Genomic DNA, 25,265 nt, shown 5'->3' with positions numbered 1-25,265 from the left:
ATGTGGGCGGGTCATACCGCCCCTTTTTTCGCCTGCAGAAAAGTGCTCAAGGGCCAGAAAGCACAAAGGGCCTCGAAAGGCCCTTTGCGCAGAGGTTCCTGAATCAGCGTTCCAGGTCAGCAATCTTCCCGGTCTTGCCGTCCCATTCCTTGGCATCAGGCAGTGCGTCTTTGCGCTCTGTGATGTTGGGCCAGATGTCCGCCAGTTCGGCGTTCAGTTCGGTAAAGATCTCCATCCCGGCAGGCACTTCGTCTTCCGAAAAAATCGCGTTGGCAGGGCACTCAGGCTCACACAGCGCACAGTCGATGCACTCATCCGGGTGAATCACCAGGAAGTTAGGGCCTTCGTAGAAGCAGTCCACCGGACACACTTCTACGCAGTCGGTGTACTTGCACTTGATGCAGTTGTCGGTGACGACGAAGGTCATTTCTAATTCTCTCCTCAGGCGGCGGCAGCAAAGCCCAACACACGGGGCTGCTAGGTTCGGGAAGTGCCCCGGCCGTTAAAACTCAGCTTGCCGACCATCGCTGCTGGCAGATGCGCCTCGCATGCGTTGCCCGGCCCTGGTTCGCTTCGTTTAAACGCGGCCCGGATTCTGTGAAGCCAGGCTAAAAGCTCACAGCATCCCAAACCGCGCGGGATTCTAGCAGCTTGTTACGTTTCTCGTTAGAGCCGTGTTTGCAGTCCGTACAACAACTCCAGCGCCTGACGCGGCGTGAGATCGTCGACTTTGACCTTCGACAGCTCTTCGAGCACCGGGTGCGGCAAACTTGCAAACAGATCGCTCTGCATCGGAATCGCAGGCTTGCCGGGTTTCGCCTTGGGCCGCTCGTGGGGCAGGCTGGTGGTCTCCAGGCGATGGAGATGCTCTTTGGCGCGGCTGATCACCTTGGTGGGGACGCCGGCCAATTGCGCAACCGCCAGGCCATAGCTCTGGCTGGCAGGCCCGGGCAGGACGCGGTGCAGGAACACGATGCGCTCGTTATGCTCGGTTGCATTGAGGTGCACGTTGGCGACCAGCGGTTCGCTTTCGGGGAGCACCGTCAGCTCGAAATAGTGCGTCGCAAACAGTGTGTAGGCGCGCAACTGTGCCAGACACTCGGCCGCCGCCCACGCCAGCGACAACCCGTCGAAGGTGCTGGTGCCGCGGCCTACTTCGTCCATCAGCACCAGGCTTTTGTCGGTTGCGTTGTGCAGAATGTTCGCGGTTTCGCTCATCTCCACCATGAACGTCGAGCGCCCGCCCGCAAGGTCATCGCTGGAGCCGATCCGGGTAAAAATCCGATCAACCAGCGACAGCTCGCACTTGGCCGCCGGCACGTAACTGCCGATGTGCGCCAGCAGCACGATCAGCGCCGTCTGGCGCATATAAGTCGACTTACCGCCCATGTTCGGGCCGGTGATGACCAACATGCGGGTGTTGTCGTCCAGCGCCAGGTCGTTGGCGACGAAGGGCGAGGCCAGCACCTGTTCAACCACCGGATGACGGCCCTGTTCGATGCGCATGCACGGCTCATCCACAAAGCGCGGGCAATTCAGGTCCAGGTTCAGAGCGCGTTCGGCCAGGTTGCTCAGCACGTCCAGTTCTGCCAGCGCGGCGGCAGTGTCCTGCAGGGGCGCAAGATGGCCGATCAAGTCTTCGAGCAAGGCTTCGTAGAGCATTTTTTCCCGGGCCAGGGCACGGCTCTTGGCCGACAGCGCTTTGTCTTCAAAGGCTTTCAGTTCCGGCGTAATAAAGCGTTCAGCACCTTTGAGCGTCTGGCGCCGAATGTAGTCGGCCGGGGCTTGCTCGGCTTGTTTGCTTGGCAGCTCGATAAAGTAGCCGTGCACCCGGTTGTAGCCGACCTTCAGGTGCGACAGACCGGTGCGGGCTTTTTCCCGGGCCTCCAGGTCGATCAGGAACTGGCCGGCGTTTTCGCTCAAGGACTGCAAGTCGTCGAGCTCAGCGTCGTAACCGGTTTTCAACACGCCGCCGTCGCGGATCACCGCCGGCGGGTTGTCATTGATCGCCCGTTGCAGCAGATCTGCCAGCTCCGGATAGGTGCTGGCGGTGAGTGCCAGCTGTTGCAAGTGCGGCGTGTCCAGCTCGGCCATGGCCTGTTGCAGTTCCGGGAGCGCACCCAGTGCGTCACGCAACCGCGCCAAATCCCGGGGACGCGCGTTGCGCAAACCGATCCGCGCCAGGATTCGCTCGATATCGCCGATTTCCTTCAACTGCGGCTGCAGGTTTTCAAAGCGGTAGCGCTCGAGCAGGCAGGTGATCGATTGCTGACGCGCCTGAAGGATCGTCAGGTCCCGCAGCGGGCGATTGAGCCAGCGTGTGAGCAGGCGCGTGCCCATGGCGGTCTGGCAGCGGTCGACCACCGATTGCAGCGTGTTGTCGCGTCCACCGGACAGATTGGTGTCCAGCTCCAGGTTGCGGCGGCTTGCGCCGTCCAGCACGACTGTATCGTCCAGGCGCTCATGACGCAGGCTGCGCAAATGCGGGAGGGCAGTGCGTTGGGTTTCCTTGGCGTAACCCAGCAGGCAGCCCGCGGCGCCGATGGCCAGGGTCAGGTTCTCGCAGCCGAAGCCCTTGAGGTCTTGGGTCGAGAACTGCTGGCACAGGCTTTTGTGCGCCGAGTCACGCTCGAAATCCCAGGGCGCGCGGCGACGTGAGCCGCGGCGTTTCTCGGCCGGCAGCCCTTGGGGCCAGTCATCGGGAATCAACAATTCCACCGGATTGATGCGCTCAAGCTCGGCCAGCAGGTTTTCCCAGCCCTTGATCTCCAGCACGCTGAAGTTGCCGCTGGTGATGTCCAGCACGGCCAGCCCGAACAGACGCTCATCGCCCAGTACGGCGGCAATCAGGTTGTCACGGCGCTCATCGAGCAAGGCCTCGTCGCTGACGGTGCCGGGAGTGATGATGCGCACCACCTGGCGGTCAACCGGGCCCTTGCTGGTGGCTGGATCACCGATCTGTTCGCAGATCACCACCGACTCGCCCAGTTTTACCAGCTTGGCCAGGTAGCCTTCCGCCGCGTGGTACGGGATGCCGCACATGGGGATGCTCTGGCCGGCGGACTGGCCTCGCGCGGTCAGCGTGATGTCCAGCAGCTTCGCGGCCTTTTTGGCGTCTTCGTAGAAGATTTCGTAGAAGTCCCCCATCCGATAAAACATCAGTTGGTCTGGGTGCTGATTTTTCAGCTTCCAGTACTGTTGCATCATGGGGGTGTGCGCGGAGAGATCGGAAATTGCTTTATTCATCAGGTATTTAGGCAAATTCGTTGGAAGGTGGGGCAAATAGGACTCAGTGGGCGGGAATACCACCTACGTGGCCCGCCGACGTGTCCGATTGCTTTTGCGATGGGCGCAAGGTTACCACGCACGCTGGCGGGTCGCAGGTCCCGCTCAATCGTCACCCTTCATTTCAATGGGCTGTTTTTTTCGTAGTCCTGTCTAGGCTGTCGATATCGCCGTCGGATTGGGTACGGCGCTAATCAAAAAGGACTTTGTATGAAGAGAAAACGTGGAAGGGATTCGGTCAACGGGCGCTTTATCCCTCTTGAAGAAGCGCTGCGCCGCCCGAAGGAGACGATTATAGAAACCGTCAGGAAACCCTGCCCTCAGAAACACCGTGCCGAAGACAAGGAGCCGGCATAGTGACGATCCACCCAGCGGCTACCTCGGTAGCCGCTCCTGACCTTGCACCAGAATCTGCCTCGTGTACGGTATCGTTTTTACCCACCCATACAGGAAGACGCGCTGTGGACAACATCACGCAACTGGCGGCCGCACTGGGTGAATCCTTGCAGCGTTCCGGCGCCCAGGTGACCACCGCCGAGTCCTGCACCGGCGGCGGTATCGCGGAGGCGATCACCCGAATCCCCGGCAGCTCGGCCTGGTTTGAAGCCGGTTACGTGACGTACTCCAATGCGCAGAAGACCAGGCAGCTAGGTGTACCGGGTGAATTGTTCGGTACCGTGGGTGCCGTCAGTCGGGAAGTCGTGGAGGCCATGGTGGTCGGCGCACTGGAAAAAAGCGCTGCCCGGTTCGCAGTGGCGGTCAGCGGTGTCGCAGGTCCGGATGGCGGCTCACCCGACAAACCGGTCGGCACCGTATGGATTTGCTGGGGCGCGGGCGAGCGACTGTCCTCCCGGCGCTGGCAGTTCGAGGGAGACCGTGACGCCGTTCGCCGCCAGACGGTGGAGGCTGCCCTGAAGGGGTTGGTACAACTGGCCTCTGGAGAAATACCGCCTCGGGGGTAGGCGCGCGCTGAACCCTGTGGAATAATACTGGCTACTTATACAGTTATATCGGCCGCCAGGCCCCAACTTATTACGTGAGGACTTCAATGGACGACAACAAGAAGAAAGCCTTGGCTGCGGCCTTGGGTCAGATCGAGCGTCAGTTCGGCAAAGGTGCCGTAATGCGCATGGGTGACCACGACCGCCAGGCTATTCCTTCTATCTCCACCGGCTCGCTGGGGCTCGATATCGCATTGGGCATCGGCGGCCTTCCAAAAGGCCGGATCGTTGAAATCTACGGTCCGGAATCTTCCGGTAAAACCACGCTTACCCTGTCGGTGATCGCCGAGGCCCAGAAAATGGGCGCCACCTGCGCGTTCGTCGACGCCGAACACGCCCTCGATCCTGAATACGCGCTCAAGCTGGGCGTCAACGTCGACGACCTGCTGGTATCGCAGCCGGACACCGGCGAGCAAGCGCTGGAAATCACCGATATGCTGGTGCGTTCCAATGCCATTGACGTCATCGTTGTCGACTCCGTCGCCGCACTGGTACCGAAGGCGGAAATCGAAGGCGAGATGGGCGACATGCACGTCGGTCTGCAAGCGCGTCTGATGTCTCAGGCCCTGCGTAAAATCACCGGCAACATCAAAAACGCAAACTGCCTGGTCATCTTCATCAACCAGATCCGTATGAAGATCGGTGTGATGTTCGGCAGCCCGGAAACCACCACCGGTGGTAACGCGCTGAAGTTCTACGCCTCGGTCCGTCTGGACATCCGTCGTACTGGCGCGGTGAAGGAAGGGGATGAGGTCGTGGGTAGTGAAACCCGTGTCAAAGTCGTCAAGAACAAGGTGGCTCCGCCGTTCCGTCAGGCCGAGTTCCAGATTCTCTACGGCAAAGGCATCTACCGTAACGGCGAGATCATTGACCTGGGCGTTCTCCATGGCTTCCTCGAGAAGTCCGGCGCCTGGTACAGCTATCAGGGCAGCAAGATCGGTCAGGGCAAGGCCAACTCCGCCAAGTTCCTGCAGGACAACCCTGAAATTGGCGCCACCGTCGAGAAGCAGATCCGCGAAAAACTGCTGACGGCTGCACCTGACGTCAAGTCTCAATCCACTCGTGTTCCTCAGAACGATGTGGCTGAAGTCGAAGACGCCGACATCTGAGTGCACTCATGTCGGCCGTGCTCGATACACCCGTTGCCATACGCCGTACTGCCATGGACCTGCTCGCTCGCCGCGAGCATGGTCGGGTAGAGCTGACGCGAAAGTTGCGTCAGCGCGGTGCTCCCCCCGAGTTGATCGAGCCCGCCCTCGACCGTTTGACGGAAGAGGGTCTCCTCTCGGAATCCCGCTACCTCGAAAGCTTCGTTTCCTACCGTGCCCGCTCAGGCTACGGGCCTTTGCGTATTCGTGAAGAACTCAGTCAGCGCGGTCTGCCACGACCCGACATCGAACTGGCGCTGAAAGAGTGCGGGATTGATTGGCATGAGAAGCTGGAAGACACCTGGCGCCGCAAGTTCTCTGGCCAGCTGCCTTCGGACGTTAAAGAGCGAGCCCGGCAAGGACGCTTTCTGATCTACCGGGGCTACTCAATGGATATGATCGGCCGCCTGTTAAGCGGCCGTGGCAACGACGACTGAGGCAAGGGCCTTCGCTTGTCGGATTCAGACGCTTACGTTTCCTGCAAAGGCTGGCGCGCGTAAGTCGCGTCGACTTTTGACGGGGTGGCCCAGTTTTCTGCTCGGTTGATGTAGTTCACCAGTTCGCGCAATCGCCCCTGATTTCTACCGTTGAAACTGAAGGCCAGACGCGTCAGATGGCTGAACTGAGCGTCATCGTGTTCCTGCCCCTGATAGACGTGTTGATGAAAATCATCATTCAGGCGCAAATCTGCGAATGCATCCTGGATATGCGCCAAAGCTGCTTCGTTCAGCGCGTGACGCATTCGGATGACGAACTGTTTCTTCAGCCAGCGGGTTGAGTGGAAGTTGCTGTAGAACTGATTGATTTCCTCGACGGCTTCATCCGCGCTGTAAACCAGCTTCAACAGGTTCATGTCCCTGGCCAGGATGTAATGGTTGCCTTCAAGTTCTTCCTTGATGAAGTTCAAGGCTCCCTGCCAGAACGTGCCACCTGGTGCATCCAGCAAGACAATCGGTACCAGCGGGCTCTTTCCGGTCTGAACCAGCGTCAGCACTTCCAGCGCTTCATCCAGTGTGCCGAAGCCGCCCGGGCAGAGCACCAGCGCATCCGCTTCCTTGACGAAGAACAACTTGCGGGTGAAGAAGAAATGGAACGGGAGCAGGTTGTCAGTACCGTCCACGGTGGCATTGGCGTGCTGTTCGAACGGCAGGGTGATATTGAAGCCCAGGCTGTATTCCAGACCTGCACCTTCGTGGGCCGCCGCCATGATGCCGCCGCCCCCACCCGTGATGACCATCAGGTCTGAAGCCGCCAACCTGGCGCCCAGTTCTCGGGCCAGGGCATAAATGGGGTGTTCAGGCGGAGTGCGGGCTGACCCGAAGACGGTTACTTTGCGCCGGCCCTTGAACGCATCGAGCACGCGGAAGGCGTTTTCGAGTTCGCGCAGTGCCTGCAAGGTGATTTTGGCATTCCAACGATTGCGGTCTTCCTGCGCCATTCGCAGGACCGTGAGCATCATGTCGCGATACAGCCCGGCGTTGGGGCTGTCGGGCGCGACCTGGTTGATCTGGTCTTCGACCATGCGAACGAATTCGACGCCATTGCCCTGGAAATGGGAAGACAACGCATCGTTTAGGTTGGACGGCATTCAAGCTTTCTCCTTGTGCAGAATCATCGATCCTGTCTCCACTGACCGGATCGCGGCGCGTCATGCATCGCTGCTGGTGGCCTCTTATGGAGCTCTTGGCGTCGATAATGGGCTGATAACGTCAGCCGTGGCAACACTCGTTCTGATATGAAAGTGTGTCCACCCGCCCGTCGGACTATCCATTTGAATGATGGCAATCTGTTTTACTGAACACTGCAGCCGAGTAAGCCAATGAATCTGGATAGCGCTGAACGGCACGCAGCAGGCGTGGCCTCCAGAAGGCATTCATCGAGGCTGGCGCGTGATCGGATATGCGGCTGGCCATGGAGGCGATACATGGAAATCATCAAGCTGGAAGTCGATCCGCATGTCTACAACCTCCTCATCGAGGCGGCCCACATCAATCGTACGACCCTTGAACAGGAGTGCTTGAGGCGCCTGGCATCCGGCGGGAGGCAATCGTATTACATGCAGGCGCTGCTGGCCGAGATGCGCGCCGAAGATCAACAACGGCGCGCGTTGAAATCAAAAGGCTGACACTTACTTCTTGACGGGCTTGGCAGGCTTTGCGGCGCAATCGGCAGCGGTGAACACCTGGCTGGTGATCGGCCGATTGGTCTTGTACTCGGAGAACTGATACTTGAGCGTCGCACCTTTGCTCATCAACTGGCGATAGCCATTGTTGTGGCAGACGCTATTGCCCAACTGACTGCGCACGGCATCAGGGTTGGAGCGCATCTGTTGCGCCTGGCCTGACTGCACACTCAGGTGGTTGATCAGCTGTTTGCCGTCAACGGTGTAGCCCTGGTCCAGAATGTCTTCGTTGATCGCCCGTGGCGTGCCGACGCTGCTTTCCTTCGCAACAGTTTCCAGCATTTTGCTCAGTTCGAAATCCTGCTTCGACGCGGCGTGGGCGCAAAGCGGAGCGACGAGTAAAAGCGTGAGGGTAGGGGCGATAAGGCGCAGCATTAAATTCTCCTGGTTCAGTGAATGGGCGTTGGACCCAACATAGGTAAAGGCGTTCACTGCGGCTGTGGTGCGTTTGAAGCGCCGCAGTATAGGTGAGCCGCAGCGTCAGGCACCAGCCAGCGCACCGGTTCTGATAGAATCCGCCGACTTTTTTACTCGGACTTTCATGTGTCGACCCACCTCTCCTGCACCCGGAATGCCCGCCGGACATCGACGCCATGAGCCACGCCGTATCCCGCCTGCGGGCCGAGCGCCTGGCCCGCAGCACCAAGCCATTCATCGCCCGGGGATCCCGCGCGCCTCGATGCGCCCGATGCCGGGTGATCGACAGCTACTGCCTGTGCGCCTGGAAACCCAAGGTCGAGGCCCGCTCCGGCATGTGCCTGTTGATGTACGACACCGAGCCCATGAAGCCGACCAACACCGGCTGGCTGATCGCCGATGTGATTCAGGACACCCAGGCGTTCGGCTGGTCGCGGGTCGACGTGGATGAGCAATTGCTCGCCTTGATCAGCGACCCGCAATGGCAACCCTACATCGTGTTCCCGGGGGAATTTGTCGCTCCGGAACGCGTGGTGACCCAGGTTCAGATTGAGGACAACAGGCGTCCGCTGTTCATTCTGCTGGACGCGACCTGGAACGAAGCCCGCAAGATGTTTCGCAAGAGTCCTTACCTGAACCACCTGCCGGTGTTGAGCCTGCAGCCGGAGCAAATCTCCCGGTATCGCTTGCGGCGCTCCAAGCGCGATGATCATTTCTGTACGGCCGAAGTGGCGGCGTTGTGCCTTGAACTGGCGGCGGATCAACAGGCGGCAGGGGTGCTCGATGCCTATCTCAACGTCTTCAGCGCGCACTACCTGGGCGCTAAGTTCCAACGTCCGCTCGACCTGAACGATGCATCACACACGCACCTCAAAGCCTTTCTGTCACCACAGTGACCGGTGTGGGGTGGCCGCCATGCTTGCCGGGCCACAACTGAGCCAGCAGCATGCCGGCCAGCATCAACCCGCACCCGACGTAACCACGCATCTGCAGCGACTCGCCCAAGACCCAAGCTCCCGCCATTGCTGCAAAAACCGCCTCCGTCGAGAAAATGATGGCGGCGTGAGAGGCGATGGCGTCTTTCTGGGCGATGACTTGCAGCGTGTAGCCAATCCCCACCGCCACCACACCGCCATACAGCAGCGAGGGCAGGGCAGCGCCGATGGACGGCAAATCGATGGGTTCAAGGCAGACCGCCAGGATCAAGCTGACCACCGAGCAGGTGACAAACTGCAGAAAGGCCAGCCGGATCGGGTCGTGGCGGCTGGCAAAGATGCCCACCAACACCACGTGCCCGCCCCACACGAACGCGCCGATCAATTGCAGCCAATCCCCGGACGCCACCTGGAAATTATCGCCCACACTGAGCAGACCCATGCCCACCACCGCCAGAACGCAGCCAATCCAGGTTCCGGCACTGGTTCTGTGCCCCAGCATCAGGCCAAGCAACGGCACGACAATCACGTACAAACCGGTGATGAACCCCGAGTTGGTGACGCTGGTAAACAGCAGCCCCACTTGCTGCAGGTTGATGCCCAACGCCAGCGCGATCCCCATGATGATGCCGCCCCGCAGCAGTCCTCGCGTCAGCAGCGGTTCGTACGGCAGCCCGTCGGCCGGGCGGCGCAGGATCAGCGGCAACAGGCACAGCGAACCCAGTGCGAAGCGCAGCCCGGAAAACAGGTACGGCCCGATGTGATTCATGCCGGCGGTCTGCGCGACGAAGCCCAAACCCCAGATCATGGCTGTGAGCAGCATCAGCAGATCGGCGCGAATGGCTTGTTTTCTCATGGTGGGGCTCGACAGGTCAGGGGGCGCAGACTGTGCCGTAAACCGCCAAACTTGACCACCCCGGTTTGGCTGGGCATCCTTGGCGCCGCGTGACCGCACGCGCATTTTTTTGCCTGCCTGGCGTTGATTGCGTCCCTGTTGGCGCAGTGTGTATGTACTGGCATTCCCGGATGCCACCGCGTGGGCTGAATCCTTCAGCGCTCGCTTATAAAAACAGGATCATTAAATGACCTACGAAATCCTGATCGCCGATGACCACCCTCTGTTTCGTAGCGCCTTGCATCAAGCTCTATCGCTGGGGCTCGGGCCGGACGTGCGGTTGGTCGAAGCAGAGAGCATTGCCGATCTGGAAGCGCGGCTGAACGAGAAGTCGGATTGGGATCTGGTGCTGCTGGACCTGAACATGCCCGGCGCATACGGGTTCTCCGGACTGGTGCTGTTACGCGGGCAGTACCCGCAAGTGCCGGTGGTGATGGTCTCGGCGCAGGAAGAGGCGTCGGTGGTGGTACGGTCACGTGAGTTCGGCGCCAGCGGGTTCATTCCCAAGTCCAGCTCCCTTCAGACCATTCAGCAAGCGGTGCGGCTGGTGCTTGACGGTGACGTGTGGTGGCCGCCCCAGGTCAATGAAACCATCAGCGTTTCGCCGGAAGCCAAGGCGGCAAGCGCAGGCCTGGCCAGTTTGACGCCGCAGCAGTTTCGCGTGCTGACGATGGTCTGCGAAGGGCTGCTGAACAAGCAGATTGCCTATGAGTTGAGCGTGTCCGAGGCGACCATCAAGGCGCACGTCACGGCGATTTTCCGCAAGCTCAACGTGCGCACCCGCACCCAGGCTGCGTTGTTGTTGCAGCAGCTGGAATCCATTTCCCCCAACTGATGCCTTGGCACCGGTTGTTTCAGGGCAGTTGACCGTCGGTCTTAACGCATTTTTGACCGCCGCTGAATTAGCCTCCACCGTCCTTATGATTAGTAGCCTTATTTATGTCGTCGCCCTTCAAAGGCCAAACCGGCCTCAAACGTATCCTCAACGCTTCGGGTTATTCCCTCGACGGCCTGACAGCAGCTTTCAAGGGCGAGGCCGCCTTTCGGCAACTGGTCCTGCTCAACGTCATCTTGATCCCGCTCTCGTTCCTGTTTCACGTCAGCCGTGTCGAACGGGCGTTATTGATCGCGGTGTGCCTGCTGGCGCTGATCGTCGAGTTGCTCAACTCGGCCATTGAAGCGGCCATCGACCGGATTTCCCTGGACCGCCACCCGCTGTCGAAAAACGCCAAGGACATGGGCAGTGCCGCGCAGTTCGTTGCGCTGGCGATGATCGCCAGCGTCTGGGCGCTGATCCTGCTGGGCTGATCAGGCGATGCTGGGCAGCACGATCTCGTCGCTGCGGCGCACGCCCTCGGTGAATGAGCGACACAGGTCGAGGAATTCGCGAATCGCCGAGGTCTGATATTTCTGTTTGTGCCAGATGAAATAGAACTGCCGGACCAGATCCAGCTCCGGCGTTTCCACGGCCACCAGACTGCCTCGTCGAAACGCGTCCCGCAGCGCCAGCCGTGAAATACAGCCAATTCCCAGCCCTGATTCCACCGCGCGCTTGATCGCTTCGGTGTGCTCCAGCTCCAGACGCACATTCAGGCTGTTGAGATGGTGGCGCATGGCTTGATCGAAGGTCAGGCGGGTGCCGGAACCCTGCTCGCGCAGAATCCACGCTTCACGGGTCAGCTCTTCCAGGCTCGCCTTGCCCCGGGAGGCCAACGGGTGCTGCGGCGCGCAGAACACCACCAATTCGTCCTCGACCCAGGTTTGCACCTCGATGTCCGGGTGACTGCAATCGCCTTCGATCAGGCCCAGGTCGATTTCGTAATGGGCCACCTGCTGCACGATGTTGGCGGTGTTCTGCACGTGCAGCTTCACCTGGCTTTCGGGATGGCGCTGCATGAAGCTGCCGATCAGCAGGGTCGCCAGGTAATTGCCGATGGTCAGGGTGGCGCCCACCGCCAGCGAGCCGAAGCCTGACTTGCCGTTGAGCAGATCTTCGATTTCCTTGGCCTGGTCCAGCAGCGCCACAGCCTGGGGCAGCAGCTGCCGACCGGTGGCATTGAGGCTCAGGCGTTTGCCCGCGCGATCGAACAGCTGGCAGCTAGACTGACGCTCCAGCTCGGTGATTGACGTGCTGGCCGCCGATTGCGAGAGCGACAGCAGCACGGCAGCACGGGAAACGCTTTCCTGCTGGGCGACGGCGACGAAGACCTGGAGTTGACGAAGCGTAAATCGCATATCTATATAACCGATAACCCATATCTTAATAATTCAGTTAACAGATATTGTGTCTGCCACTAGAATGTCGCGCAATGGCGCATTCACCGGCGCACGCACTATTTCAGGAGTTCCCACGTACCATGAGCAACATGAATCACGAGCGTGTCCTCAGCGTCCATCACTGGAACGATACGCTCTTCAGTTTCAAGTGCACCCGTGATCCAGGCCTGCGCTTCGAGAACGGTCAGTTCGTCATGATCGGTCTGCAGCAGCCAAACGGGCGCCCGCTCATGCGTGCCTACTCGATTGCCAGTCCGAACTGGGAAGAGCATCTCGAGTTCTTCAGCATCAAGGTCCCGGACGGTCCATTGACCTCGCAACTTCAGCACTTGAAGGAAGGCGACGAGATCATCATCAGCAAGAAGCCTACGGGCACGCTGGTGCTGGACGACCTCAAGCCGGGCAAACACCTTTACCTGCTCAGCACCGGTACGGGCCTGGCGCCGTTCATGAGTGTGATTCAGGACCCGGAAACCTACGAGCGTTTCGAGAAGGTCATCCTCTGCCACGGCGTGCGTTACGTGAACGAAGTCGCTTACCGCGAGTTCATCACCGAGCACCTGCCGCAGAACGAGTTCTTCGGTGAATCGCTGCGGGACAAGCTGATCTACTACCCGACCGTTACCCGCGAGCCGTTCGAGAACGTAGGCCGTCTGACCGATCTGATGCGCAGCGGCAAGCTGTTCAGCGACATTGGTCTGCCGCCAATCAACCCGCAGGATGACCGCGCCATGTTGTGCGGCAGCCCAAGCATGCTCGACGAGACCAGCGAAGTGCTCAACAGCTTCGGCCTGACTGTATCGCCCCGCATGCGTGAGCCGGGTGATTACCTGATTGAGCGGGCGTTTGTAGAGAAATAATGACCATTGCAGCCTCTGAATAAGAGGTTGTCAGATCCGGCCTTTTCGCGGACAGGTCCGCTCCCACGGTTTTTGTATGACGGTGGGAGGGGAGTTGTCGGCGAATAAGCCAGTGCAGACGCTGCAATTTGGCGTGTGACAAAAAAACCGCCTGGAGGTCACGGACCAGGCGGTTTTTTTGTGGGCGGCATCTGGCGGGGCGACGTCGGCATCACGCGCCCGCCAGCACCACCTCCAGCACCCGGATCAGGCCCGGTTGCGGATAATGCCAGCGCACGTCCACGTCCCAGAACTGCGCGCCGTAGCGACGCTCAGGCATCGGCGTCTGATACGCCGGACGCGGGTCCTGCGCCAGGCACTGCTCAATCAGCTCGATCATGGGTTCACTCAGGCGCAGGCCATGCGCTTGCGCCTGAGTCATTGCGGTCGCGTCCCACTCCACGGTAATCAACGCGGGCGCGGCGCCGGCCATGCTATTGGTGGCTTCACTGACGATGTCGGCATACGGCACGTAGGGCTTGATATCCAGCACCGGCGTGCCGTCCAGCAGATCGATGCCGGATAGCCACAGCCTTCCGGCTTCGACCTTCTCCAGCTTCACCACCGATTGCCCCAGCCCGTTGGGCCGATGGGTCGCGCGGGTCGCGAACACGCCCATGGACTGGTTGCCGCCCAGCCGTGGAGGCCGGACTTTCAGGCGCGGCTTGTCTTCCAGCGCCTGATGAAACACGAACAGCAGCCAGATGTGGCTGACCTGTTCGAGCCCTTGCACCGCGTCGCCCTGATTGAAAGGCGCGACCAGCTCCAGAACGCCACGCGCGGCCGGCGCCAGATGAGGCTGACGCGGGATCGCGAACTTTTCCTTGAAGCAGGAACGCACGTAGCCGACAGGCGAGACGTTGAACGTGTCAGACATCAGGGGACGTCAGCCTTCAGCCACGCACGCGCAGGGTCAGACCCTTGAGGAAGTTGCGCAGCAGTTGATCGCCGCAGGCGCGGTAGTTGGTGTGGCCGAACTTGCGAAACAGCGCGCTCAGTTCAGGTTTGGATACCGGAAAGCCGGCCGCCTTGAGGATGGCGTGCATGTCTTCTTCTTTAAGTTCGAAGGCGACACGCAGTTTTTTCAGTACGGTGTTGTTGGTCATCGGCAGCTCGGTGGGCACCGCAGGACGGCTTTCGTCCTTGCCGCGCTTGAAGAGCACCAGACCATCCAGGAAGTGAGCCATGATCTCGTCGCTGCACGGCTCGTAGCCTTCTTCTTCGTCCTTTTTGGTGAACGCAATGACGTCGGCCTTGGAGACCTCCAGACCGCCGAGCTTGATGAGGTCCACGACTTTGCCGTCGCTGATATCGAGCATGTAGCGGACGCTACGCAGTACATCGTTGTTCATCATGGTGTTGGATCCTGGGCAATCGGGTTAAGCGGCGCGGAGCACCCGCGCGTCACTGAAAGAGGGTGGGGCAGGGTCAGAATTTTTCTTTGTCGGTCATGTAGCGCCACTGGCCTTCCGGCACCTTGCCGATCGACACGCCGCCGACACGGATCCGGCGCACCGAGACGACCTTCAGCCCCACCGCTTCACACAGCTGGGCGATCACGCCCGGTTGCGGATTTTTCATGGCGAAGCGCAGGCGGGTCTCGTTCTGCCAGCTGGCTTTGACTTTGGGCAGTTCCTTGCCCTTGTAAGTCATGCCGTGGTTCAGGCGGTTGAGGCCGTGTGCAACCATGTCTCCGGCGACCTCGACCACGTACTCCTGCTCGATCTTGCTGCGATCGTCCGTGAGCTTGCGCAGGATTTTCCAGTCCTGACTGAAGATCATCAGTCCGCTGGCGTTGGCCTGCATAGTCGAAATCGGTTCCAGACGCAGAAAGTGCCCCTTGAGCGGACGCTTGCTGAAACTGTGATCCGCCGACAGGGTGCCGGGCGTGATCAGACTGAGCGCGACATCGTCGGCCATGCCCGCAGGCTTGTTCAGCAAGAGCGTTACCGGTTCCGGCGCATCGGCTTTGGCCTCCGGGCTCAGCTCGACTTTCTGGTTCTCGACCTTGAATTGCGGCTCCTCGATGACCTGGCCATCGACAGTGACCCAGCCACCTTCAATGAACAGCTCGGCCTCCCGACGGGAGCAGCCGACCAGTTCGATCAGGCGTTTAGAGAGGCGAATGGGGTCAGTCATGAGAAAAGCCGTTACAAAGAGGAAAGGCGCCCATTGTACCCGTGCATGCGCCGTTAATCGCGGCAACATTGAAAATGCACCGCAGATGGGCGTCCATTCACGGGCTTTTTTTCGAGCACAGCGGGGCTGGCTGTGGTCTGCTCGTCATCCCCAGACGCTTTTGACCCCGGAGTGTGTACATGGCCAAGTGGTTTCCCGCATTGCTATTGACTGTGAGCCTGCCGTTGATGGCCGCTCAACCCCCTGCCTACGGTCCGCAACTGGAAGGGTTTCAATACCCGTTCCCCGCGCAGAACTTCGCTTTTGATTCTCAGGGCAAACAGGTCCAGATGGGTTACATGGACATCAAGCCCACAGGCACGCCCAATGGCCGCAGCGTGGTGCTGCTGCACGGCAAGAATTTCTGCGGCGCGACCTGGGAGGGCACCATCAAGGCCCTGACGTCCGTCGGTTATCGCGTTGTCGCCCCGGATCAGATCGGCTTCTGCCGTTCCAGCAAACCGGCGGACTACAGCTACAGCTTCGAGCAGCTGGCGCAGAACACCGAGGCGCTGCTGACCCATCTGGGCATCGATCACGTCACGGTGGTCGGGCATTCCATGGGCGGGATGTTGGCGACGCGCTTTTCGCTGTTGTACCCCGAAAAGGTCGATCAGTTGATGCTGGTCAACCCGATTGGCCTGGAAGACTGGAAAGCCAAAGGCGTGCCCGATCGCAGCTTCGATGACTGGTACGCGCGCGAGCTCAAGACCAATGCCGACAGCATTCGCAAATACCAGCAGTCGACGTACTACGCCAACGAATGGCGGCCTGAGTTCAACCACTGGGTCGACATGCAGGCGGGGATGTTCAACGGCAAGGGCAAGGAAGAAGTCGCGCGGGCGTCGGCGCTGACCTACGGGATGATCTTTAATCAGCCCGTGTTCTACGACTTCGAAAAGCTGAAGGTGCCGACGGTGCTGCTCATCGGCCAGAAGGACAATACCGCTATCGCCAAAGACGCCGCGCCTGAAGCGTTGCGCAAAGAGCTCGGCAATTATCCCGAGCTGGGCAAAGCGGTCGCCAAGCGCATTCCGGGCGCGACCCTTGTGGAGTTTGCCGGGCTGGGGCACGCCCCGCAGATTCAGGACCCCGAGCAGTTCAATCGCGTGCTGATCGACAGCCTGAAACGCTGATCCACTTGTAGGAGCGCGCTTGCCCGCGACGGCGGTGTGTCAGGCCAGAACAGCTTGGTTGACCCACCGCCTTCGCGGGCAAGCCTCGCTCCAACAGTTCAGCGGGGCTTGCGCAAGCGCATCCGCAACATGGGGTAGGGCCGTCCCAGCCCGTCCACTTTTGAACGACCAACCACCTCGAACCCTTGCTTGCTGTAGAAGCCAAGGGCCTGGGGGTTTTGTTCGTTGACGTCCAGTTCATGGATGTCGAAATGCTCGATGGCGTAATTCAGCAGCTTTTTCCCCAAGCCCTGGCCTCGCGCCTCAGGGGCGATGAACAGCATTTCCAGTTTCCCCACCGTGGTCCCGGCAAATCCCATGATCTTCAGATTGGAATCACGCAGGCTGACCAGACTGACCGCGGCCAGGTATTGGGTAAGCAACAGGTTCTTGAGCAGCGCGATGTAGCCGTCCGGGAGGAAGTCGTGAGTGGCGCGGACTGAATCTTCCCAGACCTGAGTCAGTTCAGCGAAGTCATGTGCGTTCGGCAAATAGATGACGGACGGGTGAGGCATGTTCCCGGGCTCCCATGGCGGCGGTGCAGGGCGTTATGTCATCAAGATAGCCACAAAAAACAAACCCCGCCGTTCTGAGGGGCGGGGCTGTATGGGCAAACGCCCGTCCGTCAGGCGATCAGAGCGTCTCGGCCCACAGATCGTACTCGTCGGCATCGATCACGCGGCACATGACTTTGTCGCCGGGCTTGAGGTCCTTGTCGCTTTCAACGAAGACGCTGCCGTCGATTTCCGGCGCATCGAAGAAGCAGCGGCCGACAAAACCGTGCTCGTCGACTTCATCGATCAGCACTTCGATTTCCTTGCCGATTTTCATCTGCAGGCGTGCAGCGCTGATGGCCTGCTGGTGCGCCATGAAGCGATCCCAGCGTTCCTGCTTCACATCTTCCGGAACGATGGCGGCATCCAGCAGGTTGGCCGGCGCGCCTTCCACCGGGGAGTACTGGAAGCAACCGACGCGATCAAGCTGCGCTTCGGTCAACCAGTCCAGCAAGTATTGGAAGTCTTCTTCGGTTTCCCCCGGGAAACCGACGATGAAGGTGGAGCGGATCACCAGGTCAGGGCACTGCTCGCGCCAGTTCTTGATGCGCGCCAGGGTCTTGTCTTCAAAGGCCGGCCGCTTCATCAGCTTGAGGATCTTCGGGCTGGCGTGCTGGAACGGGATGTCCAGGTACGGCAGGATCTTGCCGGCGGCCATCAACGGGATGATTTCATCGACGTGCGGGTACGGGTAAACGTAGTGCAGACGCACCCAGACGCCCAGGGTGCTGAGTGCCTGGCACAGCTCGGTCATGCGGGTGCGGACCGGCGCGCCGTTCCAGAAGCCGGTGCGGTACTTGATGTCGACGCCGTAGGCGCTGGTGTCCTGGGAAATCACCAACAGCTCTTTTACGCCGGCTTTGACCAGGCGCTGCGCTTCGTCGAGCACATCGCCCACCGGGCGGCTGACCAGCTTGCCGCGCATCGAGGGGATGATGCAGAAGCTGCAGCTGTGATTGCAGCCTTCGGAGATCTTCAGGTAGGCGTAGTGGCGCGGGGTCAGCTTGACCCCTTGCGGCGGCACCAGATCGATCAGCGGGTTGTGATTGAGGTTCGGCGGCGCGGCGTCATGTACGGCGTTGACCACTTGCTCGTACTGCTGCGGGCCGGTGACGGCCAGAACACTGGGGTGAACGTTGCGGATAACGCTTTCGTCCACGCCCATGCAGCCGGTCACGATGACCTTGCCGTTTTCCGCCAGCGCTTCGCCGATCACTTCCAGCGATTCGGCCTTGGCGCTGTCGATGAAGCCGCAGGTGTTGACCACCACGACGTCAGCGTCTTCGTAGGTGGGCACGACTTCGTAGCCTTCCATGCGCAACTGGGTGAGGATGCGCTCGGAGTCGACAAGTGCCTTCGGGCACCCAAGAGATACGAATCCAACCTTCGGTGCGGAAGGCGTGGTAACGATGGACATGACTAACCTCGGCGTAGAGTGCCCAGGCTGTTGGCCGAGACACTGACTGGGCGCTTTGTGCGCCTCTGATCAAAAAGTGCGCAATTCTAGCGATGAGCCGCTCGATTGACCAGTGTTATACAGAGAATTACGACGAGTGCTGCGCTATGCTTCGCCGCGCTACGCCCCTCGCCCCTGCGGTGGGTCACAGCGGATTTTTCGGTGAGCGCGCGGGTCAATCTCATCGCGCACTATCGCGACGCTCGGGTCATGGTTTCAGGAGTGGTAAATGGGTCACGAAAGCAGTTCGGCAGAAACCGGGCATCATCCGGCCAAACCCTTGAGTTTGTTGGTGGCGGCGGTGGGTGTGGTGTATGGCGACATCGGCACCAGCCCGTTGTATACGCTCAAAGAGGTGTTCAACGGCAACTACGGTGTGCAAGTCAGCCATGACGGGGTGCTGGGCATTCTGTCGCTGATCTTCTGGTCGCTGATCTGGGTCGTGTCGTTCAAATACATGGCGTTCGTCTTGCGGGCCGATAACCAGGGCGAGGGCGGCATCATGGCCTTGACGGCGCTGGCCCGGCGAGCCACCGCCAAATACCCCAAGTTGCAGGCGACGATGATTGTCTTCGGGCTGTTTGGTGCCGCATTGTTTTACGGTGACAGCATGATCACCCCGGCGATCTCGGTCTTGTCGGCCATCGAAGGCATGGAGCTGGCGTTCGACGGGCTTGAGCATTGGGTCGTTCCGATCTCTCTGGTCGTACTGGTGGGGCTGTTTCTGATCCAGCGCCACGGCACCGCGCGGATCGGCATTCTCTTCGGCCCGGTGATGGTGACCTGGTTTGTGGTGCTCGGCGCGCTGGGGCTCTACGGCATCCTCCAGCAACCGGAGGTCCTGCACGCGGTGAACCCGGTGTGGGCCGTGCGCTTCTTCATTGTGCACCCGGGCATCGGCGTGGCGATCCTTGGCGCGGTGGTGCTGGCGCTGACCGGTGCCGAAGCCCTGTACGCGGACATGGGCCATTTCGGGCGCAAGCCGATTTCCCGCGCCTGGTTTGTGCTGGTGCTGCCGGCCCTTGTGCTGAACTACTTCGGTCAGGGCGCGCTGGTGCTGCAGGACCCCGAAGCGGTGCGTAACCCGTTCTATCTGCTGGCGCCGAGCTGGGCACTGCTGCCGTTGATCGCGCTGTCCACGCTGGCCACCGTGATCGCCTCGCAGGCGGTGATCTCGGGCGCATTCTCGATGACCCTGCAGGCGATTCAGCTGGGTTACATCCCGCGCATGTTCATCCAGCACACTTCCAGCGATGCCCAGGGCCAGATCTACATCGGTGCGGTGAACTGGTCGCTGATGGTGGGCGTAATTCTGCTGGTGCTGGGCTTCGAGTCGTCGGGCGCGCTGGCGTCGGCGTACGGTGTGGCGGTGACAGGCACCATGTTATGCACCACGATACTGGTGTCGTCGGTGATGCTGTTGCTGTGGAAATGGCCGCCGTTGTTGGCGGTGCCGATCCTGGTGGGTTGTCTGTTGGTGGACAGCCTGTTTTTCGCGGCCAATGTGCCCAAGATCTTTCAGGGCGGTGCGTTTCCGTTCATCGCCGGCATTGCGCTGTTCATCCTGATGACGACCTGGAAGCGCGGCAAGCAGTTGCTGGTGGAGCGCATTGACGAGGGCGGTCTGCCGTTGCCGATCTTCATCAGCAGCATACGCGTGCAGCCGCCCCACCGCGTGCAAGGTACGGCGGTTTTCCTGACTGCCCGGGCCGATGCTGTTCCCCATGCGCTGCTGCATAACCTGCTGCACAATCAGGTGCTGCACGAGCAAGTGGTGCTGTTGACGGTGGTGTACGAGGACAGTCCACGGGTTCCGCCCAGCGAGCGCGTCGAGGTAGAGGTCTATGGCGAAGGTTTCTTCCGGGTGATCCTGCACTTCGGGTTCATCGACGAGCCCGACGTGCCTGGGGCCCTTGCGCTGTGTCATCTGCCGGAGCTCGACTTCAGCCCCATGCGCACGACGTACTTCCTCAGCCGCGAGACCGTGGTGTCATCCAAGCTGGTTGGGATGGCCCATTGGCGTGCAGGGTTGTTTGCGTTCATGTTGAAAAACGCCAACGGCAACTTGCGCTTCTTTAAACTGCCTTTCAATCGGGTGATCGAGCTGGGCACCCAGGTCGAGATGTAAGGCGAGGGCGGTTGACCACTCCGCCCGAATAGCGCGCATAAAAATCCCCGCAGTCTCACGAGTGCGGGGATTTTTTTGGCTGGGCAAACGGCTGTTATTGCGCCGGGACTTTGCCCTGACGCTTGTTGATGGCGTCGATCAGGCGTTTGGCCAGGGCCGGGTAGTTCTCGTCGAAGTGATGCCCGCCCGGCAACTGCAGCTTCTCGCCCGGTGCGGTGGCTTCGGTACAGCCGCTTTCGTCCTTCTCTTCAAGGCCGTACACGCACAGCACTTTGGCCGCGGGCAGCTTGGCCATCTCAGGGCCGGTGGCCGCTTCTTTGCCTGCTGCGCCAAGCCAGCCTTCCACTGCAATCTCGAAGCTGCCGGTGCGGGCAAAGGCCAGCAGGACAATCGCGTCCACCCGGTTTTGATCCTCTGCGTCCAGGCGGTTGTAGATCGCGGGCAGTACGTCCGCGCCAAACGAGTAGCCCATCAGAATGAAGCGTTTGGTGCCCCATTTCTGCCGGTAATGGGCCATCAGATCAGCCAGGTCAGTGGCGGTCTGCTCAGGCGATTTGTGCTCCCAGTAATAACGCAGCGTATCGATGCCCACGGTGGGGTAGCCCACTTTGGCCATCTCGCCGGCGACATCTTTGTCCAGGTCGCGCCAGCCGCCGTCACCGGACAGGAACAGCGTGACCGTGTCGCTGGTCTGCCCGGCAGGCACTTCGACCACGGGCAGGTGAAGGCCGCCATCATCATCGCTACCGCCCACCAATTGTTTGCGCAGGTCGGTGTTCAGCACCTGAGGCAACTTGATGTCGTAGTCGGTGATGCTGGTCTCGGCGTTGGGCTGGTCGCGGACCAGTTTGGCGGCGGTGTCATCCGGCCAATCGTTCCACGAGGACAGCCAGTGACCGTGCGCGGCCGATTGCGGCAGGTTGTCGTGGCAGCCCGGGTCTTCAAGATTGAGACCTGCGGAGATGGCCACGGCCTTGTCGTCGGTCTGCGCTGCGAGCCAGCGCCAGGCCATGATCGCGCCCGGGCCGATACCGGCGACCAGAGTGGCCGGCTTATCGAGTTTGCCCAGCGCTTGCTTGAACGTTTGGTCCTGCAGTGTGCAGTCGTCCTTGGGCAACACCACCTGCACGATCTGCGCAGAACCGTCACGGCTCAGTGCCAGCAACTGTTTTTCACTCAAGGCGTCATCCGCCGTGACCGCGAGGGCCACGTGGGCCTTGGCGCTCGACGGCGGGATGGCCCGGATCAGTGCGGCACCGTTGTCGAGTTTCAGCGTTTCCAGCGTCGCCTGCGGGGCGGGGCGGTTCCACAGCCAGACTGCCAGTGCAGCGGCAAGAATAATCAGGCCAGCGAGCAAAAACCGCCAGTAGCGTTGAATCATCAGCGTTTCACCAATCCAGTCAGGCCGCCTGCAATCAGGGCGGCGGTATCAGCCAATGCCACCAGCGGATCAAGTCCGGCGGGCACGGCCATATAGCGAGGTTCCCAGTCAGGCTGGAATTTGTCTTTGAAACGGCGCAGACCCTGGAAATTATAGAGCTGCTCGCCGCGGCTGAAGACCATGGAGCCCAGGCGTTGCGTCAATGGCGCGCCGCGTCGTGGCTGCAGGCCGGACAACGGCACCATGCCCAGGCTGAAGCGTGCGTAGCCTTCTTTTTTGTAATGCAGGATCAGGCCGACCATCATGAATTCCATGGTCAGCTTCGGCGCCTCGGGGTGCGCGCGCATCAGGTCCAGGCTGGCCAGATCATTTCGCGACGTCTCCAGCAGGTTGGAAAACGCCACCGGTTTGCCCTGGAAATGGATGATGGCAATCCGGAAATGCTTGAGGTATTCCGGGCTGAAGCGACCCAGCGAAAAGCCTTTCTCGCGCACGTTCTTGCCGGTCAGCCAGGCGTCGGAAATGACTTTCAGCTCATCGAGCGGTGCTTGCCCCACTTCATAGATTTCCAACGACAGACCATCGCGACCACCCCGGTTCCAGGTGTAGCGCAGGTCTTTCATTTCCTTGCCTTTGGCTTCGATGTCGAACTTGTGCAGATCGACCCGTGCCTCTTCGCCCAGCTTGATCGCCGTCAGGCCGATGTCCATGTAGAACGGCAGGTTCTCGGCGCGCACCTGATAAAAGACAGGGCGTGCATGGTGAACGTCGCACAGGTCACGAAACTGCCAGATCAGCTCGGCGCGTTGCTGCGTGGGGCCGATGGGGTCATACAGCGCCACCAGGCTGCGGCCGCGATGGGCGTACATGAGGAAGGCGTTGCCGTCGGGGTGCATCAGCACGGCTTTGTCGCCGGTCAGGACCAGGCCGCCATCCGGCTGGTTGGAGGCATTGATGATCTGCGCGGCTTTGGCCAGTTCCTCCTCGTCGGGCAGGTGGATGACCGGGCGCGCGGTGCGCAGCAACCAGGTGAGCGACACGATCACCAGCAGCACTGCGCTGCCCAGTGCTGAACGCAGACCCCGTGGGGCATCCGCGTCCAGGGTGAATTGCCACCACAACTGATGGCTATAGGGGACGTCCTGGTAGGCGAACAGCAGCAGCCAGAACGAAGCCCCCAGCACGCAAATGCTGGACACCAGATAAAGCGGCGAAAACGGCAGTTCCAGCAGACGGCTCTTGCGATAGAAGGAGCGGCGGAAAATGGCCAGCAGGCAGGCGGTCAGCAGCAACATGCTGGCCTCTTCCCAATCGAACCCCTTGAGGATCGACAGGACCGAACCGACGAACAGCAGAATCGTGGTCAGCATCCACGCGGCGGACAAGCGACGACGCAGGCCTTGGGCCAGCAACAGACACAGCACGCCGATCAGGCTGGCGCCAAAGTGCGAGGCATCGATCAGGCGATGGGGGATCAGAAAGCCCAGGCTCTCCAGGCGCGTATCGATTTCAGGCGTGGCGCCGGAAAACAGCAGCACCACCCCGGACAGGAACACCAGCAACGCGAGAATCGGCGCGCCCAGACCCGAGGCCACGCGAATGGCTTGCTGGGTAAAGATCAGGCGTTTTGCTTCGCTGTAGAGCAGGACCAGGCAGGCGACGAGCAGCGGCAGCACCACATAGATCAGGCGATACAACAGCAGCGCGGCGGCCAGCGGTGCGGCGCCCAGCTCATCGGCGAAAGCGGCCAGCAAAATGGCTTCGAACACGCCCACGCCGCCGGGTACATGGCTCAGCACACCCGCAGCCAGCGCCAGCAGGTACACCAGCAGGAACGCCCCGAATGGCGGTGCCGATGGCAGCAGCATGTACAGCACAACCGCAGCGGCCGCGACATCCAGTGCGGTGATGACCAGTTGCATCAGTGTCAGGCGCAGGCCTGGCAAACGCAGGGTGCGGCGCCCGGCGCGAACCAGGAGGTTATGCGGGACCGTTTGCTCAGGCAGGCGCCGACGGTAGGTCGCAAAACCCAGCAGTGCGCTCAGGGCCAGGATGATCACGGACACCGTCGCCAGCACCGGCACGGAGACATGCAGTGCCAGGGAGGCGGAAGGCAGGTCGCTCAAGGTTGCCAGCGCAGCGAGCGGCGGTAACGCACAGCCCAGCGACAGGCTGGCAAACAGCGTCATGCGGGCGACTTCGCCAGCCCCCAGGCCGTGACGTGAATACAGCCGATAGCGAACGGAGCCGCCCGACAGCATCGACAGACCGACCGCATTGCCGATGGCGAATGCGCAGAAGCCGCCCATGATCAGGGTCTTTCTGGGCAGATCCACGTTGGCGTAGCGGCTGGCGGACCATTCATAGCCCAGCAGAATAATGAAGCCCACGACGGTGGCGAGTACGGCACCCAACAGCGATGGGGCCGGCACACTGAGCAGGGAGTCCTGCAGGGCATAGATGTCCAGCTCGGCCAGCATGTGCCGGCAGGCGATCAGGGCCACTGCGAACAACAATAGCGTGACACCGAGCCCGATGGACTGACGGTTCTTGCTCACAAGATCGAGCAGGCGCCGGCGAGCAGGGGAGGGTGATGGATGAGCCGTGACTGCTTCGGCATCGTTGTCTGACGGGTTGGCGCGCATCAATCACTCCTTGGATCGTGCGCGACAGGATGGAGGTATACAGCCAAGTTACCAATCCCTACGCAAAAAATAATTCAGGATGTTAGCGCTTCAACGTCTGAGGGGCGAATAAGACACAAACGTTTCGGCAGCTATTCAGTCTAGGTTCAGGTGATCACTACCCTATCGGCACGAAGACCGAAAACTGTCGGGCTATGAAAAATACAGTCGCAATCAGTCGGATACCCACCACCTGTCGTCCTGTGACAACCGGGCGGGTGGGCTGTTCGGTGCTTTTCACCAAGGCAAAAAAAAGGCCACTCTTTCGAGTAGCCTTTCTTTCTTAACGTTGGTTGCGGGAGCCGGATTTGAACCGACGACCTTCGGGTTATGAGCCCGACGAGCTACCAGACTGCTCCATCCCGCGTCTGTGTGGCGGCATTCTACAGTCGAACGCCAAAGTGTCAACCTTTAATGCTAAAGCTGCACGAAATACCCTGAGCCAGTGGATCAGCCCACTTAAGTGGCGGCTGCATAAGGCTTTTATTCCAGCGACTGTCGACGCCCTCTATATAAGGCGGTGTTCAGGAAGCTGCCGCCGAAAAAGACACGCGCACAAAAAAGGCCACTCTTTCGAGTGGCCTTCTTCGATGTTGGTTGCGGGAGCCGGATTTGAACCGACGACCTTCGGGTTATGAGCCCGACGAGCTACCAGACTGCTCCATCCCGC

23 protein-coding genes and 2 tRNA genes are annotated in these 25,265 nt (G+C 60.5%); 10 read left to right on the top strand and 15 right to left on the bottom strand.

The window, feature by feature from the left end; all coding sequences use genetic code 11:
• Positions 1-103 precede the first annotated feature (103 nt).
• Together fdxA and mutS are read right to left on the bottom strand one after the other, a co-directional pair.
• Positions 104-427 carry a ferredoxin FdxA gene (fdxA, locus tag ABQX22_RS01115; protein WP_349795634.1) on the bottom strand — a complete coding sequence of 108 codons (324 nt, stop codon included), beginning with the start codon at positions 425-427 and terminating at the stop codon, positions 104-106.
• 239 nt (positions 428-666) lie between these two features.
• Positions 667-3,246 (bottom strand): DNA mismatch repair protein MutS, encoded by a 2,580-nt coding sequence (gene mutS, locus ABQX22_RS01110; RefSeq protein ID WP_349795632.1) that lies wholly within the window; start codon positions 3,244-3,246, stop codon positions 667-669.
• A gap of 500 nt (positions 3,247-3,746) precedes the next feature.
• On the opposite strand from mutS, the gene ABQX22_RS01105 reads away from it, so the two are divergent.
• From ABQX22_RS01105 to recX, 3 genes are all read left to right on the top strand, one after another.
• Positions 3,747-4,247, top strand: a complete 501-nt coding sequence (locus ABQX22_RS01105) for a CinA family protein (RefSeq protein WP_349795630.1) — start codon at positions 3,747-3,749, stop codon at positions 4,245-4,247.
• Between the two features lie 86 nt (positions 4,248-4,333).
• Positions 4,334-5,395, top strand: a complete 1,062-nt coding sequence (gene recA, locus ABQX22_RS01100; RefSeq protein ID WP_349795628.1) for a recombinase RecA — start codon at positions 4,334-4,336, stop codon at positions 5,393-5,395.
• An 8-nt stretch (positions 5,396-5,403) separates the two neighbouring features.
• A complete protein-coding gene (gene recX / locus ABQX22_RS01095) occupies positions 5,404-5,871 on the top strand; it encodes a recombination regulator RecX (RefSeq protein ID WP_349795626.1) in 468 nt (155 codons plus the stop codon).
• 32 nt (positions 5,872-5,903) lie between these two features.
• On the opposite strand, the gene ABQX22_RS01090 is transcribed toward recX, so the two are convergent.
• Positions 5,904-7,022: a TIGR00730 family Rossman fold protein gene (locus ABQX22_RS01090; RefSeq protein ID WP_349795624.1), complete on the bottom strand. Its 1,119-nt coding sequence runs from the start codon at positions 7,020-7,022 to the stop codon at positions 5,904-5,906.
• 336 nt (positions 7,023-7,358) lie between these two features.
• Between ABQX22_RS01090 and ABQX22_RS01085 the strand changes: the two genes are divergently transcribed.
• Positions 7,359-7,559, top strand: coding sequence for a hypothetical protein (locus ABQX22_RS01085; RefSeq protein ID WP_349795622.1), 201 nt, complete (start codon positions 7,359-7,361; stop codon positions 7,557-7,559).
• Between the two features lie 3 nt (positions 7,560-7,562).
• Here the strand turns inward: ABQX22_RS01085 and ABQX22_RS01080 are convergent, their stop codons facing one another.
• On the bottom strand, positions 7,563-7,991 hold the full coding sequence (locus tag ABQX22_RS01080; RefSeq protein WP_349795620.1) for a quorum-sensing-regulated virulence factor family protein: 429 nt from the start codon (positions 7,989-7,991) through the stop codon (positions 7,563-7,565).
• 218 nt (positions 7,992-8,209) lie between these two features.
• Here ABQX22_RS01080 and ABQX22_RS01075 point away from each other — a divergent pair, with 218 nt between their 5' ends.
• The gene (locus tag ABQX22_RS01075) at positions 8,210-8,929 is read left to right on the top strand and encodes a tRNA-uridine aminocarboxypropyltransferase (protein WP_349795618.1); all 720 of its coding nucleotides are present in this window, start codon (positions 8,210-8,212) and stop codon (positions 8,927-8,929) included.
• Here ABQX22_RS01075 and ABQX22_RS01070 read toward each other — a convergent pair.
• Positions 8,904-9,824: a DMT family transporter gene (locus tag ABQX22_RS01070; protein ID WP_349795616.1), complete on the bottom strand. Its 921-nt coding sequence runs from the start codon at positions 9,822-9,824 to the stop codon at positions 8,904-8,906. The two genes, ABQX22_RS01075 and ABQX22_RS01070, sit on opposite strands and share 26 nt — an antisense overlap.
• Before the next feature lie 226 nt (positions 9,825-10,050).
• Between ABQX22_RS01070 and erdR the strand changes: the two genes are divergently transcribed.
• Positions 10,051-10,698 carry a response regulator transcription factor ErdR gene (gene erdR / locus ABQX22_RS01065; protein ID WP_349795614.1) on the top strand — a complete coding sequence of 216 codons (648 nt, stop codon included), beginning with the start codon at positions 10,051-10,053 and terminating at the stop codon, positions 10,696-10,698.
• Positions 10,699-10,802: 104 nt separating this feature from the next.
• A complete protein-coding gene (locus tag ABQX22_RS01060) occupies positions 10,803-11,171 on the top strand; it encodes a diacylglycerol kinase (protein ID WP_349795612.1) in 369 nt (122 codons plus the stop codon).
• On the opposite strand, the gene ABQX22_RS01055 is transcribed toward ABQX22_RS01060, so the two are convergent.
• Positions 11,172-12,098: a LysR family transcriptional regulator gene (locus ABQX22_RS01055; protein ID WP_349795610.1), complete on the bottom strand. Its 927-nt coding sequence runs from the start codon at positions 12,096-12,098 to the stop codon at positions 11,172-11,174. It abuts the gene before it with no gap.
• 122 nt (positions 12,099-12,220) lie between these two features.
• Between ABQX22_RS01055 and fpr the strand changes: the two genes are divergently transcribed.
• Positions 12,221-13,000 (top strand): ferredoxin-NADP reductase, encoded by a 780-nt coding sequence (gene fpr / locus ABQX22_RS01050; protein ID WP_268799950.1) that lies wholly within the window; start codon positions 12,221-12,223, stop codon positions 12,998-13,000.
• A gap of 211 nt (positions 13,001-13,211) precedes the next feature.
• Here fpr and tsaA read toward each other — a convergent pair whose 3' ends face one another.
• The 3 genes from tsaA to ABQX22_RS01035 form a co-directional block, all read right to left on the bottom strand.
• Positions 13,212-13,916 carry a tRNA (N6-threonylcarbamoyladenosine(37)-N6)-methyltransferase TrmO gene (gene tsaA / locus ABQX22_RS01045; RefSeq protein ID WP_349795609.1) on the bottom strand — a complete coding sequence of 235 codons (705 nt, stop codon included), beginning with the start codon at positions 13,914-13,916 and terminating at the stop codon, positions 13,212-13,214.
• Between the two features lie 16 nt (positions 13,917-13,932).
• Positions 13,933-14,394 carry a DUF1456 family protein gene (locus tag ABQX22_RS01040; protein ID WP_349795608.1) on the bottom strand — a complete coding sequence of 154 codons (462 nt, stop codon included), beginning with the start codon at positions 14,392-14,394 and terminating at the stop codon, positions 13,933-13,935.
• Between the two features lie 73 nt (positions 14,395-14,467).
• Positions 14,468-15,178: an rRNA pseudouridine synthase gene (locus ABQX22_RS01035; RefSeq protein ID WP_349795606.1), complete on the bottom strand. Its 711-nt coding sequence runs from the start codon at positions 15,176-15,178 to the stop codon at positions 14,468-14,470.
• 179 nt (positions 15,179-15,357) lie between these two features.
• Between ABQX22_RS01035 and ABQX22_RS01030 the strand changes: the two genes are divergently transcribed.
• Positions 15,358-16,353, top strand: a complete 996-nt coding sequence (locus tag ABQX22_RS01030; RefSeq protein ID WP_349795604.1) for an alpha/beta fold hydrolase — start codon at positions 15,358-15,360, stop codon at positions 16,351-16,353.
• A 98-nt stretch (positions 16,354-16,451) separates the two neighbouring features.
• On the opposite strand, the gene ABQX22_RS01025 is transcribed toward ABQX22_RS01030, so the two are convergent.
• Positions 16,452-16,907, bottom strand: coding sequence for a GNAT family N-acetyltransferase (locus ABQX22_RS01025; RefSeq protein ID WP_349795602.1), 456 nt, complete (start codon positions 16,905-16,907; stop codon positions 16,452-16,454).
• 118 nt (positions 16,908-17,025) lie between these two features.
• Positions 17,026-18,363 (bottom strand): 30S ribosomal protein S12 methylthiotransferase RimO, encoded by a 1,338-nt coding sequence (rimO, locus tag ABQX22_RS01020; protein WP_349795600.1) that lies wholly within the window; start codon positions 18,361-18,363, stop codon positions 17,026-17,028.
• Between the two features lie 268 nt (positions 18,364-18,631).
• On the opposite strand from rimO, the gene ABQX22_RS01015 reads away from it, so the two are divergent.
• Entirely contained in the window at positions 18,632-20,530 is a 1,899-nt protein-coding gene (locus ABQX22_RS01015; RefSeq protein ID WP_349795598.1) for a potassium transporter Kup, read from the top strand.
• 94 nt (positions 20,531-20,624) lie between these two features.
• On the opposite strand, the gene ABQX22_RS01010 is transcribed toward ABQX22_RS01015, so the two are convergent.
• The 4 genes from ABQX22_RS01010 to ABQX22_RS00995 all read right to left on the bottom strand — a co-directional run bounded on the left by ABQX22_RS01010 (position 20,625) and on the right by ABQX22_RS00995 (position 25,265).
• Positions 20,625-21,911, bottom strand: a complete 1,287-nt coding sequence (locus ABQX22_RS01010; RefSeq protein WP_349795595.1) for a virulence factor family protein — start codon at positions 21,909-21,911, stop codon at positions 20,625-20,627.
• Positions 21,911-24,556 (bottom strand): bifunctional lysylphosphatidylglycerol flippase/synthetase MprF, encoded by a 2,646-nt coding sequence (mprF, locus tag ABQX22_RS01005; protein ID WP_349795593.1) that lies wholly within the window; start codon positions 24,554-24,556, stop codon positions 21,911-21,913. Before mprF ends, ABQX22_RS01010 begins: the two co-directional genes overlap by 1 nt.
• Before the next feature lie 329 nt (positions 24,557-24,885).
• Positions 24,886-24,962: transfer RNA gene (locus tag ABQX22_RS01000), tRNA-Met, on the bottom strand.
• A 227-nt stretch (positions 24,963-25,189) separates the two neighbouring features.
• Positions 25,190-25,265, bottom strand: a tRNA-Met gene (locus ABQX22_RS00995).

It is taken from the genome of Xanthomonas sp. WHRI 1810A (assembly GCF_040202885.1).
GTDB lineage: Bacteria > Pseudomonadota > Gammaproteobacteria > Pseudomonadales > Pseudomonadaceae > Aquipseudomonas.
The sequence above is the reverse complement of the archived record's forward strand: the minus strand, read 5'-3'. Positions and strand labels throughout refer to the sequence as shown.